The 13749-nt window shown below is 70.7% G+C and carries 7 protein-coding genes; 3 read left to right on the top strand and 4 right to left on the bottom strand.

Annotated elements, in window-relative coordinates; genetic code table 11:
* Positions 1–320 precede the first annotated feature (320 nt).
* Positions 321–2156 (top strand): serine/threonine-protein kinase, encoded by a 1836-nt coding sequence (locus tag PYR72_RS29445; RefSeq protein ID WP_343245563.1) that lies wholly within the window; start codon positions 321–323, stop codon positions 2154–2156.
* Positions 2157–2220: 64 nt separating this feature from the next.
* Here the strand turns inward: PYR72_RS29445 and PYR72_RS29440 are convergent, their stop codons facing one another.
* The gene (locus PYR72_RS29440; RefSeq protein WP_275458085.1) at positions 2221–7194 is read right to left on the bottom strand and encodes an NAD-glutamate dehydrogenase; all 4974 of its coding nucleotides are present in this window, start codon (positions 7192–7194) and stop codon (positions 2221–2223) included.
* Positions 7195–7729: 535 nt separating this feature from the next.
* On the opposite strand from PYR72_RS29440, the gene PYR72_RS29435 reads away from it, so the two are divergent.
* Complete coding sequence (locus PYR72_RS29435) at positions 7730–8296, top strand: DJ-1/PfpI family protein (protein ID WP_275458084.1); 567 nt, start codon at positions 7730–7732, stop codon at positions 8294–8296.
* Positions 8297–8332: 36 nt separating this feature from the next.
* Here PYR72_RS29435 and PYR72_RS29430 read toward each other — a convergent pair whose 3' ends face one another.
* Both PYR72_RS29430 and PYR72_RS29425 read right to left on the bottom strand, forming a co-directional pair.
* Entirely contained in the window at positions 8333–9001 is a 669-nt protein-coding gene (locus PYR72_RS29430) for an HAD hydrolase-like protein (RefSeq protein WP_275458083.1), read from the bottom strand.
* 288 nt (positions 9002–9289) lie between these two features.
* Complete coding sequence (locus tag PYR72_RS29425; RefSeq protein ID WP_275458082.1) at positions 9290–9805, bottom strand: hypothetical protein; 516 nt, start codon at positions 9803–9805, stop codon at positions 9290–9292.
* 400 nt (positions 9806–10205) lie between these two features.
* On the opposite strand from PYR72_RS29425, the gene PYR72_RS29420 reads away from it, so the two are divergent.
* Positions 10206–10751 carry an Rv3235 family protein gene (locus PYR72_RS29420; RefSeq protein ID WP_275458081.1) on the top strand — a complete coding sequence of 182 codons (546 nt, stop codon included), beginning with the start codon at positions 10206–10208 and terminating at the stop codon, positions 10749–10751.
* Positions 10752–10851: 100 nt separating this feature from the next.
* On the opposite strand, the gene secA is transcribed toward PYR72_RS29420, so the two are convergent.
* Entirely contained in the window at positions 10852–13698 is a 2847-nt protein-coding gene (gene secA / locus PYR72_RS29415) for a preprotein translocase subunit SecA (protein ID WP_275458080.1), read from the bottom strand.
* Positions 13699–13749 lie beyond the last annotated feature (51 nt).

The raw sequence follows: 13749 nt of genomic DNA, 5'->3' as shown, positions 1-13749 counted from the left end.
TGCGGGTGTCGGGTGCGGGTGTCGGGTGCGGGTGCGGGTGTCGGGTGCGGGTGTCGGGTGCGGGCGTCGGGTGTCGGGTGCGTGAGGGCTGGTCTCGCAGGGGCCTGATGCTTTCAGGGGCGCGGGGAACTGCGCGAGAAGCCCCACGCACCCGCACCCGAGAACGCGCCGGACCACCCCGCCCCTACCGCGTCCGCACCCCCCGGTCCGCGGGAACCGCAACACCCGCCCCAAGTGTCATAAGTGCCGTATAAGCTTCGGACCGCTTCAAGTGCCCAGACACAGCACAGGAGTTCGGCACCGCACCGGGGGAGGCTCCCATCAGCAGCAGCACTGGCGACATCCTGAGCCCACTGGGACCGCAGGACCCGAGAGAGACCGCCGGCTACCACCTGCACGCCCGGATCGGCGAGGGCGGCATGGGCACGGTCTATCTGTCGCACACCCGCGGCGGCCAGCCCGTCGCCCTGAAGGTCATCCGCCGCGAGTACGGCCAGGACGCCGACTTCCGCCGCCGCTTCGAGCAGGAGGTCCAGGCGGCCCGGCGCGTGCAGGGCTACCACATCGTCCCGGTGGTCGACCACGACACCACCGGCGAACTCCCCTGGCTGGCCTCGGCGTTCATCGCGGGCATCTCCCTGCACGACGCCCTGGTCGGCTTCGGTCCGCTGCCCCTGCCCGCCGTGTTCCAGCTCATCGGCTGCGCGGCCCGTGCCCTGACCTCCATCCACGCGGCCGGCGTCATCCACCGCGACCTCAAGCCGAGCAACATCCTGCTGGGCTCCCAGGGCCCGTACGTCATCGACTTCGGTATCGCCCGCGCCGCCGACGCCACCCACCTGACCCAGTCCGGCGGTCTGATCGGCACCCCGCAGTACATGTCCCCGGAGCACGCGCTCGGCGAGCAGGTCACCCCGGCCACCGACGTCTTCTCGCTCGGCCTGATCGCCGCCGTCGCGGCCACCGGACGCCACCCGTACGGCGACGGCGGCGCCATCACCATCGCCGCGCAGATCGCCAACACCGCCCAGCGGCCACCGAGGCTCGACGGGTACGACGAACGGCTGCGCCCCCTGCTGGAGCGCTGCCTGACCGCCGACCCGGCCGCCCGCGCCGGCACCGAGGAACTGGCCGCGCTCTGCCAGGAGTCGGCGGGCCGCGCCCTCGGCGACTTCCATGGCTGGCTCCCGGCACCGCTCACCGCCGAGATCTCCCGCCGTGAGCAGTCGGTCCAGAGCCCGCCGCAGCCGACGGCACCCGAGATGCCCGCCGCACCTCCGGCCGCCCCGCCGACCACGGCCCCGCCGGCCCAGGGAACCGCACCGGGCACCACCCAGGGCGCGCCCCAGCCGGGCCAGGCCACCGGCTTCGGCCCGCCGCCCCAGACACAGCCCCCCGGCTACGGCTACCCGCCCCCGGCGACGGACACGTACCACCTCACCCCGCAGCCCGGGGCGGGCCAGGCCCCCGCCCCGGCCAAGAAGAGCCGCCGGGGGCTGAAAGCGGCCCTCGTCGCCCTGGCCCTCGTCCTCGTGGCCGGCTCGGGCGCGGCAGCCACGGCGTACGTGCTGAACGGGAACGAGAAGAAGGACAGCGAGGCGAGCGACACGAAGGGCGGCGGCACGGCCGGGGACAAGGGCACCCCGACCCCCGCTCCCACCGACGACGACGGAAGCGGCGGGAGCGACGGACAGGACGTCACCGACCCCTCCGAGTCCGCCACCGTGTCCGCGGACACCAAGTTCACCCTGGCCTTCGAGAATCAGTCCTTCGTCCTGCGCACGCCCGCCGAGAACTACACCTACATCGACCTGGACCGGCCGAGCATCGACATCAAGGCCGAGATGAGGGACGAGACACGGGAGATGTCGATCCAGAACGGCCAGTGGAGCTTCGAGACCACGATGGGCAAGAGCAAGGGCCGCACCCTCCAGCAGTGCCGCACGGGTGCGGACACCGACGCCCTGCCGTCCCTCGTGGGCCCCGACGACTTCGGCAAGGACGGGATCATCCCCGAGGGCTCCCTCCTCTGCACGGTGACCAAGGACGGCAACCTCGCCCTGTACGAGATCACCAAGCTGACCCCGGGTGAGTACAGCTGGGAGGTACCGAGCGTCGAGGGCAAGCTGACGCTCTGGAAGAAGAGCGGCGAGTAGCCCCGGCGGCACGCACACGAAAGGGGGCGCCCCACAGCCGTGGAGCGCCCCCTTCGCCGTACCGCTACGAGTGCGCGCGCAGCAGCGTCCTCATCGTCCGCATCGCCACCGACAGGTTGGCGAGGTCGAACGCGTCGGAGGTCTGGATCTCCTCCAGGGTCGTCCGCGCCCGGCCCAGCAGCGCGGCGTTCTTCTGCTCCCACACCTTGAAGCGCTGCTCGGGCGTGGAGGAGCCGTTGCCCGCGGAGAGGACCTCGGCGGTGAGGGAGGCGTGCGCCGCGTACAGGTCCTCGCGGATCGCCGCGCGGGCCATGGACTGCCAGCGGTCGGCGCGCGGCAGCTCGATGATGCGGTCCATCAGCTGGGTGATGCGCAGCCGGTCGGCGAGGTCGTAGTACACCTCGGCGACCTCCATCGGCGTCCGGCCGACCCGGTCCGCGACGGCGACGATGTCGAGCGTGGGGAAGGCGGAGGAGAAGCCCGCGACCCGCGTGGCCAGCTCCTCCGGGACCCCGGCGCCCGTCAGCTCGTCGTGGATCTCCTGGTACCACTCCAGGTCCGCGCCGCGCAGCAGCTTGGGCAGCTCGCCCCAGACCAGGTGGACGCCCTCGGAGAAGAACGCGATGGTCTCGCTGAGCTGCAGCGGCTGGGGCCGGTTGTTGAGCAGCCAGCGTGTGCCGCGTTCGACGAGGCGCCGGGAGTGCAGGCGGATCCGGGTCTGGACGGCCGCGTCGACCTTGTTGTCCAGGCCCTCGACGGCGTCCCACACCTCGCCGGACCCGAAGATCGCGCGGGACGCGGTCTGCGCCCGGACGATCTCCTCCAGCGAGGCCCCGGTCTCCTCCCGCAGCCGGTGCAGGAAGCTCGTACCGCCCGTGTTGACCGTGTCGTTGACCAGCAGGGTCGTGACGATCTCCCGGCTCAGCGGGTGGCTGTCGATGTGCTCGGGGAACCGTTCGCCCAGCGCGGCCGGGAAGTACGCGTGCAGCAGCTTGCGCAGGTAGGTGTCGTCGGGCAGCTCGGTGTGCAGCAGCTCCTCGGCGACGGTGATCTTCGTGTAGGCGAGCAGGACGGCCGTCTCGGGGCCGGTGAGGCCCTGGCCCGCGTTCAGGCGCTCACGGATCTGCCGGTCGGTGGGCAGGAATTCGAGCGCCCGGTCGAGGTGGCCCTCCCTGGCCAGGTGGCGCATGAAGCGCTGCTGGGCGTGGAGCATGTCCGGGGACTGGGCGAGGGCGTTGGCGATCGCCGTGTTCTGCGCGTAGTTGTTGCGCAGGACCAGACGGCCGACCTCGTCGGTCATCTCGGCGAGCAGCTTGTTGCGCTGCTTGACCGTCATGTCGCCCTCGGCGACCAGGCCGTTGAGCAGGATCTTGATGTTCACCTCGTGGTCGGAGGTGTCCACGCCCGCGCTGTTGTCGATGGCGTCGGTGTTGACCCGTCCGCCGGTCTGCGCGAACTCGATCCGGCCCAGCTGGGTCAGGCCGAGGTTGCCGCCCTCGCCGACGACCTGGACCCTGAGGTCCCCTCCGTCGACCCGGATGGCGTCGTTGGCCTTGTCGCCCACGTCGGCGTGCGACTCGGTCGACGCCTTCACGTACGTGCCGATGCCGCCGTTCCACAGCAGGTCGACCGGGGCCTTGAGGATCGCCTTCATCAGGTCGGCCGGGGTCATCTTGGCGACCTTGTCCTCGATGCCGAGGACGTCCCGGATGTGGGCGTTGATCGGGATCGCCTTGGCGGTGCGCGGGAAGACGCCGCCGCCGGTGGAGATCAGGTCGGTGTCGTAGTCGGCCCAGCTGGAGCGGGGCAGCTCGAAGACCCGGCGGCGCTCGGCGTAGGAGGTGGCCGCGTCGGGGCTCGGGTCGATGAAGATGTGCCGGTGGTCGAAGGCGGCGACGAGCCGGATGTGCTCGCTGAGCAGCATGCCGTTGCCGAACACGTCACCGGACATGTCACCGATGCCGACGACCGTGAAGTCCTCGGACTGCGTGTCGACGCCCACCTCGCGGAAGTGCCGCTTGACCGACTCCCAGGCACCGCGGGCGGTGATGCCCATGCCCTTGTGGTCGTAGCCGGCCGAGCCGCCGGAGGCGAAGGCGTCCCCGAGCCAGAAGTTGTAGCTCTCGGCGACCTCGTTGGCGATGTCGGAGAAGGTCGCGGTGCCCTTGTCGGCGGCGACGACCAGATAGGTGTCGTCCTCGTCGTGCCGGACGACGTCGGCGGGCGGGGTGACCTCGCCGGCCACCATGTTGTCGGTGATGTCGAGCAGGGCGGAGATGAAGGTCCTGTAGCTGCGGATGCCCTCGGCGAGCCACGCGTCCCGGTCCACCGACGGGTCCGGGAGCTGCTTGGCGACGAAGCCGCCCTTGGCGCCGACGGGCACGATGACGGTGTTCTTGACCATCTGCGCCTTGACCAGGCCGAGGATCTCGGTGCGGAAGTCCTCCCGCCGGTCCGACCAGCGCAGCCCGCCGCGGGCGACCTTCCCGAACCTGAGGTGCACGCCCTCGACACGCGGCGAGTACACCCAGATCTCGAACGCCGGGCGCGGGGCCGGCAGATCGGGGATGGCCTGCGGGTCGAACTTCATGGAGACGTAGTCGTGCGGCTTGCCGCCGGCCGCCTCCTGGAAGAAGTTGGTGCGCAGCGTCGCCTTGATGACGGTGAGGAACGACCGCAGGATGCGGTCCTCGTCGAGGCTCGCCACCTGGTCGAGCGCCGCGTCGACCTCTTCGAGGAGCGCGTCGACGATCTCCCGTCCGGCCCGCTGCCGGTCCGGTGACATCCGCGCCTCGAACAGCGACACGAGCAACCGGGTGGTGTGGACGTTGTTGCGGAGGGTGTCCTCCATGTAGTCCTGGCTGAAGGTGGATCCGGCCTGCCGCAGGTACTTGGCGTACGCGCGCAGCACCATGGCCTGCCGCCAGGTGAGGCCGGCGCTCAGCACGAGCGCGTTGAACCCGTCGTTCTCCGCCTGTCCGGTCCAGGTGGCGGCGAATGCCTCCTGCACCCGTTCCCGGGCGTCGTCCCCGGCGTAGTCCACGCTGCCGGCCTGCTGCCTCGGCATCCGCAGCCCGAAGTCGTAGATCCACGCGGTCGTCCGGTCCGCGCAGCGCAGCTCGTAGGGCCGCTCGTCGATGACCTCGACGCCGATGCGGTTCAGGACGGGCAGCACCGCGGAGAGCGAGACCGAGCCGCCCTTGCGGTAGATCTTGAACCGGCGCTCGTCGGGCGCGGCACCCACCGGCTCGTACAGGCTCAGCTCGAAGTCCTCGTCCTGGTCGAGCGCTTCGAGGCGGACGAGGTCGGCGACGGCGGAGCGGGGGTTGTGGTCGGCCTTGTACCCCTCGGGGACGGCGTGGCCGTACTTGCGGAGCATCTCGGCGGCGCGCTCCTCGCCGACCTCGGCGTTGAGCGCCTCGGCGAACCCGTCCGACCAGGACCGGGCGGCCTCGACGAGCTTGGCCTCCAGGCGTTCCTTGTCGGCGTCGCTGAGGTGCGGCAGTTCGGTGCCGGGCTCGACGCGGACCACGAAGTGCAGCCGGGAGAGGATCGACTCGGTGTTCCAGGCGGTGAAGTCGACGCTGATACCGCCCAGTTCCTCCTTCAGGATGTCGATGATCCTGAGGCGTACGCCGGTGGTGTACCGGTCGCGCGGGAGGTAGACGAGGGCGGAGTAGTAGCGCCCGTACTCGTCCTGGCGGAGGTAGAGCCGCAGTCGCCGGCGTTCCTGGAGGTAGAGCACGGAGGTGACGATGGACCGCAGCTCGTCGGCCGAGGTCTGGAACAGCTCGTCGCGCGGGTAGGTCTCCAGGATCTGCAGGAGGTCGCGCCCGTCGTGGCTGTTGGGCGAGAACCCGGCACCGCGCAGGACGTCCTCGACCTTGCGGCGGACGACGGGCACCCGGCGCACGGACTCGGTGTAGGCGGCCGAGGAGAACAGGCCGAGGAAGCGCCGCTCGCCGATCACGTTGCCGTCGGCGTCGAACTTCTTCACGCCCACGTAGTCGAGGTAGGACGGGCGGTGGACGGTGGCCCGGCTGTTGGCCTTCGTCAGGACGAGGAGCTTGTGCTCACGGGCCTTGGCGCGGGCGTCGGCGGGCAGCCGCTCGAAGGAGGGGCTGACGGGGTGCTGGTCGTCCCCCGAGTGGTGCGGGTCGGAGCGCAGGATGCCGAGGCCGGTGCCGGCGACGGCGGCGAGCGAGTCGTCCTCGCGCAGCTCGTACTCGCGGAAGCCCAGGAAGGTGAAGTGGTCGTCGGCGAGCCAGCGCAGCAGCTCGCGGGCCTCCTCCACCTCCTGTTCGCGCAGGTCGTCGGCGGTCGGCTCGGCGGTCAGACCGTCGGCGATCCGGACCGCCGCGTCCCGCATCTTCTCCCAGTCCTCGACGGCCTCGCGGACGTCGGACAGGACGCGCAGCAGATCGTTGTTGATCTGCTTGAGGTCCGCGCGGTCGGTCTCGCGGTCGATCTCGACGTGGATCCAGGACTCGATGTGCGCGTCGTGCGGCAGCGTCTCCCCGGCGGCCACCGCCGCGGCGGCCGCGGCGACGGCGGAGGGCTCGGTGATCAGCTCGACGAGCCTGCCGGTGACGTCCCGGCGGACGACGACCTGCGGGTGGATGACGACATGGATGCCGCGTCCCTGGCGTGACAGCTCGTTGGTCACGGAGTCGACGAGGAAGGGCATGTCGTCGGTGACGACCTCGACGACGGAGTGGCTGCACGTCCAGCCGTTCTCCTCCACGGTCGGGGTGTGCACCCGTACGTTGGCCGTGCCCTGGGGGCGGTTCTCGGCCAGCCGGTAGTGGGAGTACGCGGCTCCGAAGACGTCGACCGGGTCACGGCCGCTGAGGTCCTCCGGGGCGGTGTGCAGGTAGTAGCGCTGGAGGAACGCGAGCACGGTGTCGTGGTCCGGGATGCCGGACTTGCTCTCGCTCGTCGTCCCAGTCGGTAGATACCCCCCGACCGGGCTGTTCTCAGCTACCCGGGCGGCCCGTTCGAGCAGCTCGGCCTTGGCTTCGTCCAGCTTGGTCTGCATTGTCCTCTGGCTCCTGTCGCGCGCCGTTGCGTGACGTAGAAGGAAGTACGAACTCGTGCCCTCCGACGCGCCACCACGACACGGGGTGTCCGGTCTGGTTCGACGCTATGCCGCAGGGCGAGACGAGCGGGGGGTAATCAGCCATTCTCGGTGCCCGACGGGGATGTGACGCTGCTCTCGGCGGCGTGCCGTCCGTGGGGGTACCCGGCGTCCCGGGAGCCCTGGTGGCTCCCTCCCGCCCGCGAGGACCAGCGACCGCCGCCCGGACACGGATGTCGTCCGTGCTCACCGGGCGCAGGGCAGGGACGACGACGTCCCCGCGAACTATCGCGCTGATCACGCCACAAGGCTATCCCTCCGGACGGGGGGCACGTCATGAGCCGTATGTGTACAAAACAGGGGGTGGAACTTTGACGTTCTGCACAGTACCCCTCGCGCACTTTTGAGCTTACCTCCGCGCAACCGAGCCTATACGCGCCGCTGGGGAAGCCATAGCCTGACGAGGAGAACCCTGCCGCAGCGAGGGGAGCCCACCATGACGGCCAAGATCCTGATCGTGACCGGCGACGCGGCGGAGTCGCTGGAGGTCCTGTACCCCTACCAGCGCCTGCGCGAGGAGGGGTACGAGGTCCATATCGCGGCCCCCAGCCGCAAGCAGCTCCGGTTCGTCGTCCACGACTTCGAGCCGGGCTACGACACCTACACCGAGAAGCCCGGCTACTCCTGGCCCGCCGACCTGGCCTTCTCCGAGGTCGACCCCGGTCAGTACGTCGCGGTGGTCGTCCCCGGCGGCCGGGCCCCGGAGTACCTGCGCAACGACCCCGAGCTGCGCAAGATCCTCAAGTCGTTCTTCGACACCGACAAGCCGGTCGCCCAGATCTGTCACGGCCCGCTGCTGACCGCCGCCGTGGACGCGCTGTCGGGCCGCCGCGTCACCGCGTACCCCGCCCTCGAACTCGACATGCAGGCCGCCGGCGCCACCTTCCAGGACGCCGAGGCGGTCGTCGACGGCACGCTCGTCTCCGCCCGCGCCTGGCCGGACCACTCCGCCTGGATGCGCGAGTTCCTCACGGTGCTGCGGGCCAAGGCGCCGGTGACGTGATGAGCGGAGGGTCAGGAGGGTGAGGTGGGCCGGAGGTCACGCGGCGAGCCGCTCGGCCTCCTCGACGGCCTCCTCCAGGGTGTCCACGACGGGCACCCCGACCCACTCCAGGCTGGCTCTGCTGTGGGAACCGCCCGTGTAGAGCACGGCCCGCGCTCCCACGTGCCGGGCGGCCACGGCGTCGTCGGCGGCGTCCCCGATCACGACGGTCCGCTCCGGCTCCACGTCCGCGAGCCGGCGCAGATGCCGGACCATGTGCTCGGCCTTGCTGCCCCCGGACGGGCCGGTGCGCCCGTCGACCCGGACGAAGTGCGGCTCGATCCCGAAGCCACGGACCAGCGGGACCAGTTCCTCGTGCACGTACATGCTGAGGATCGACTGGCTGCGCCCGCCGGAGACCCACTCGGTGAGCAGCCCCGGCACACCGTCGGTCAGGCCGCAGGCGACCCGGTGCTCGGCGTAGTACCGATGGAAGACCACGTCCATGGCCTCCCACTCCTCGTCCGAGGGCAGCCGCCCGATCAGCCGCTCGTAGAACTTCGGCACCGGCACGCAGTACAGCTCCCGGTACCGCTCCAGCGTGATCGGCTCGATCCCCAGCTCCGCGAACGCCGCGTTCGTCGCCCCGATGATCGCCTCGTTGTCGTTCAACAAGGTCCCGTTCCAGTCCCAGACGATGTGCGCCCCGGCTCCGTTCATCCCCATACAGGCAAACTACCCCTCACCACCGACAACGCATGCCCACCACCCACCGGGGCCACCAGCCTCGAACACCTGTGACGGCAGGTCGACCGCCTCCGACCCACACCCGCCCGGCCCCGGAACCGCCACCACGCCGGCGGTGTCCGGCGGCGGTCGCGCACTCGTCGTCGCCGTCGGCAGGAGGACAGCGCCGCCCAGCCGTCGCCGCCGTTCCCGACCTCGGGCCGTGTGCCGCCCGCGGGCCCCGACGGGGGGCGCCCGCGGTCGACCGCCGCCGCGGGGGCGCGGAAATCAGCCGCCGAGTCCCACGAGGTTCGGGATCTCCTGGGTCGCGTACCAGAGGAGTTCGTGGTCGTCCGCGCCGTCCACGATGAACTGCGCGTCGTCGTCCCCCTGGTCCGCCGCCCCCAGCGCGTCCGCGGCCTCGCCCACCTCCTCCTCGGCCTCCGCCGAGTCGACGTGCACGGCCGCCGCCTTGCCCAGCGGCACGGGGCCGGCGACCCGCACCTCCCCGAGCGCCGCCGGATCGAGGCCCCGGTCGGGATCGGCCACCGCGTCCCGGTCGGCCACGTCCACCGCCACGACGACCCGCCGCCGCGCGGCCCCCGGGTCCACGGCCAGCAGCCGCAGCGAGGCGTGCGCCGCCCGGTTCAGCGCCGCGTACTCCAGCTCCTCGATGTCGTCGGACAGGTACCACTCCCGCAGGGCCGGGGTGACGGCGTACGCGACGAACGCCCCCTCCCCCAGCTCACCCGTCTTGTACGCCTCGGCGAGCCCGGGGAGGGTCAGGGGGACGTAGACGCGCATGGCAGGCCGCTTTCGTAGTCGTGATCTCGGAGCGCCCCGGAGCGTCCGGCGGTGCGTCCGGGCGGTCCGTTCGCGCGCTGCGTCCCGGGTCCCGCCGCGAAGGCCCCGCGAAGCCTCCGGAGGCCCTTCAGGATACGTGCGGGCGTCCCCTTTCGAGCGCCCGCCCGGCGCCCCGGACGCGTCCACCCCGGGCCCGTCGTCTCACCCGGTACGCCCGCGCCCCGCCGGGCCCCGCCCCCCTCGCCGTCACCCTGATAGGTGAACATTTCCCGGCCCCGGGCAACGGCCCGCGCCTCCTTGCGACGGCCCCCTCCGGCCTCGTACAAGATCCCCATCGCCAAGTTACCGACTGGTACCCGCCCTGGTACCCGGCGGCCTCACCGACGAACGGGGATTTCCGATGAACAAGGTCATGACCAGGACCAGGCGCACCCCCGGCACCCGCCCGCCCGTCCGCCACGACACCCGCCGCCCGGGCCGCACCCCGGCCCGCACGGCCCCGGGAGAGGGCCGCCCGTCGGCACGCCGCTCCACGACCGCGACGCCCTCGGTCCAGCCCTCGCCCCGTACCACCCCCACGACCGCCGGGCACACCCCGCACCCCCGCCCCACCGACCGCTTCGCCGACCTCCTCCTCGCCGTGCTCAGCGGCCGGCGGCCGGTCCACAGCATGCTGCGCCACACCGCCGGGCGGGCCTACGACGAACTGGCCCTGCTGACCGAGCACGGCACCCTGCGCCTGCCCCGAGACACCGACCCCGTGGTCCGCGACATCGGCTACTACGTGGCCGGCCCGGGCGCCCTGGAGGTGTTCGCCCGCATCGGCGCCGGCGACCGCCTCCGTGCCATGGCCTTCCGCCTGGAACACGGCCCCGACCACCGCTGGCGCTGCACGGCGGTGGAACTCGGCGGCCCGAGGCTCCCCCACCCGGACGACGAGGACTGAACGGCGGCGCCACGACGCGCGAAGGGCCGGGCACCCGAAGGTGCCCGGCCCTCACAGCCTCACGGCCCGCGTCCCTACTTCTTGCGGCGGCGGCTGGTCTTCACTTCTTGCGGCGGCGGCTGGTCTTCGCCTGCTGCTTGCGGCGCTCCGCGCGGGTGAGGCCGTCGGCCTCGGAGCGGATCGGCTCGTCCTCGGGGAGGTCACCCTCCACGATGCCGCCCTCGCCGTCGACGGTGGGCGCCGAGAAGTGCAGCCGGTCACGGCGCTGCGGGGCCTCCAGGCCCTTGGCGCGGATCTCCGGCCGCGACGCACCCGCCTGGGCCGGCACGGCGTCGCCCTTGTCCAGGGACGGCTTCGCGTCCTCGACCGGGACCTCCTCGACCTGCTGCTCGACCTGGACCTCCAGGTTGAACAGGTAGCCGACGGACTCCTCCTTGATGCCCTCCATCATGGCGGTGAACATGTCGAAGCCCTCGCGCTGGTACTCCACCAGCGGGTCCTTCTGCGCCATCGCGCGCAGGCCGATGCCCTCCTGGAGGTAGTCCATCTCGTAGAGGTGCTCGCGCCACTTGCGGTCCAGCACCGACAGGACCACCCGGCGCTCCAGCTCACGCATGATCTCGGGGCCGAGCTGCGTCTCACGCGCCTGGTACTGCTCGGTGATGTCGTCCTTGATGGACTCGGCGATGAACTCGGCGGTCAGCCCGGCCCGGTCCCCGGCGGCCTCCTCCAGCTCGTCGACGGTGACCTTCACCGGGTAGAGCTGCTTGAAGGCGCCCCACAGCCGGTCGAGGTCCCACTCCTCGGCGAAGCCCTCGGCGGTCTCGGCGGTGATGTACGCGTCGATGGTGTCGTCCATGAAGTGCTGGATCTGCTCCTGCAGGTCCTCGCCCTCCAGGACGCGGCGCCGCTCGCCGTAGATGACCTCGCGCTGCCGGTTGAGGACCTCGTCGTACTTGAGGACGTTCTTCCGGGTCTCGAAGTTCTGCTGCTCGACCTGCGACTGGGCCGAGGCGATCGCGCGGGTGACCATCTTGTTCTCGATCGGGACGTCGTCCGGCACGTTCGCCATGGACATCACACGCTCGACCATCTGGGCCTTGAAGAGCCTCATCAGGTCGTCGCCCAGCGAGAGGTAGAACCGGGACTCACCGGGGTCGCCCTGACGGCCGGAACGACCGCGCAGCTGGTTGTCGATACGCCGGGACTCGTGCCGCTCGGTGCCGAGGACGTAGAGCCCGCCGAGCTCCTTGACCTCCTCGAACTCCGCCTTGACCGCCTCCTCGGCCTTCGCGAGGGCCTCGGGCAGGGCGTGGGCCCACTCCTCGATGTGCTCCTCGGGGTCGAGGCCGCGCTGGCGCAGCTCCGCCTCGGCGAGGTCGTCGGGGTTGCCGCCGAGCTTGATGTCCGTACCGCGGCCGGCCATGTTGGTGGCGACGGTCACGGCGCCCTTGCGGCCGGCCTGGGCGACGATCGTCGCCTCCCGGTCGTGCTGCTTGGCGTTGAGCACCTCGTGCTGGACGCCGCGCTTGCTCAGCTGCTGCGAGAGGTACTCGGACTTCTCGACCGACGTCGTACCGACGAGGATCGGCTGGCCCTTCTCGTGCTTCTCGACGATGTCGTCGACGACCGCCTCGAACTTCGCGACCTCGGTGCGGTAGATCAGGTCGGACTGGTCCTTGCGGACCATCGGGCGGTTGGTCGGGATCGGGACGACACCGAGCTTGTAGATCTGGTGGAACTCGGCGGCCTCGGTCATCGCCGTACCGGTCATGCCGGACAGGCCGGGCTGTTCCTTGCCGTTGTGGTCGTGGCGCTTGTAGAGGCGGAAGAAGTTCTGCAGGGTGATCGTGGCGAGTGTCTGGTTCTCGTCCTTGATGTCCACCCCTTCCTTCGCCTCGATCGCCTGATGCATGCCCTCGTTGTAGCGGCGGCCGGCGAGGATACGGCCGGTGTGCTCGTCGACGATCATGACTTCGCCGTCCATGACGACGTAGTCCTTGTCCTTCTTGAAGAGCTCCTTGGCCTTGATGGCGTTGTTCAGGTAGCCCACCAGAGGAGTGTTCACCGACTCGTAGAGGTTGTCGATGCCCAGCCAGTCCTCGACCTTGCCGACACCCGCCTCGTGGATGGCGACGGTGCGCTTCTTCTCGTCGACCTCGTAGTCGCCGGTCTCCTCGATGCCCTTGAGGGGGTTGCCGGGCTCGCCCTTCTTCAGCCGCGTGACCAGCTTGGCGAAGTCGCCGTACCACTTGGTGGCCTGGTCGGCCGGGCCGGAGATGATCAGCGGCGTACGGGCCTCGTCGACCAGGATGGAGTCGACCTCGTCGACGATCGCGAAGTTGTGGCCGCGCTGGACCAGCTCGTCCTTGGACCACGCCATGTTGTCGCGCAGGTAGTCGAAGCCGAACTCGTTGTTCGTGCCGTAGGTGATGTCGCACGCGTACTGCTCACGGCGCTGGGCCGGCGTCATGTTGGCGAGGATGCAGCCGACGCTCAGACCCAGGAACTTGTGGACGCGGCCCATCAGCTCGGAGTCGCGCTCGGCCAGGTAGTCGTTGACCGTGATCAGGTGGACGCCTTCGCCCGACAGCGCGTTCAGATACGCGGGCAGCGTGCCGACGAGGGTCTTGCCCTCGCCGGTCTTCATCTCGGCGACATAGCCGAGGTGGAGGGCGGCACCGCCCATGATCTGCACGTCGTAGTGGCGCTGGCCGAGGGCGCGCTTGGCACCCTCGCGCACGGTGGCGAACGCCTCGGGGAGCAGGTCGTCGAGGCTCTCACCGTCGGCGTACCGCTGCTTGTACTCCTCGGTGAGGGCGCGCAGCTCGGCGTCGGAGAGGTCGACGAAGTCCTCTTCGATGGAGTTGACCTGGTCCGCGATGCGGTGCAGCTTGCGCAGGATTTTGCCTTCGCCTGCACGCATGATCTTCGAGAGGACGGACACGGGGGTTTGTCTCCTTGCCGGTCGGGCCTGGGGAGGGTCGGTTTCAATGAC

Source organism: Streptomyces sp. VNUA24 (genome assembly GCF_029167005.1).
GTDB lineage: Bacteria > Actinomycetota > Actinomycetes > Streptomycetales > Streptomycetaceae > Streptomyces > Streptomyces scabiei.
Note: the sequence above shows the minus strand (reverse complement) of the source record. Positions and strands in the feature narration are given on the sequence as shown.

Coding starts and splice junctions, on each gene's coding strand:
- PYR72_RS29425 (WP_275458082.1), bottom strand. CDS start 9,805: ATGCGCGTCTACGTCCCCCTGACCCTCCCCGGGCTCGCCGAGGCGTAC.
- PYR72_RS29435 (WP_275458084.1), top strand. CDS start 7,730: ATGACGGCCAAGATCCTGATCGTGACCGGCGACGCGGCGGAGTCGCTG.
- PYR72_RS29430 (WP_275458083.1), bottom strand. CDS start 9,001: ATGGGGATGAACGGAGCCGGGGCGCACATCGTCTGGGACTGGAACGGG.
- PYR72_RS29420 (WP_275458081.1), top strand. CDS start 10,206: ATGAACAAGGTCATGACCAGGACCAGGCGCACCCCCGGCACCCGCCCG.
- PYR72_RS29440 (WP_275458085.1), bottom strand. CDS start 7,194: ATGCAGACCAAGCTGGACGAAGCCAAGGCCGAGCTGCTCGAACGGGCC.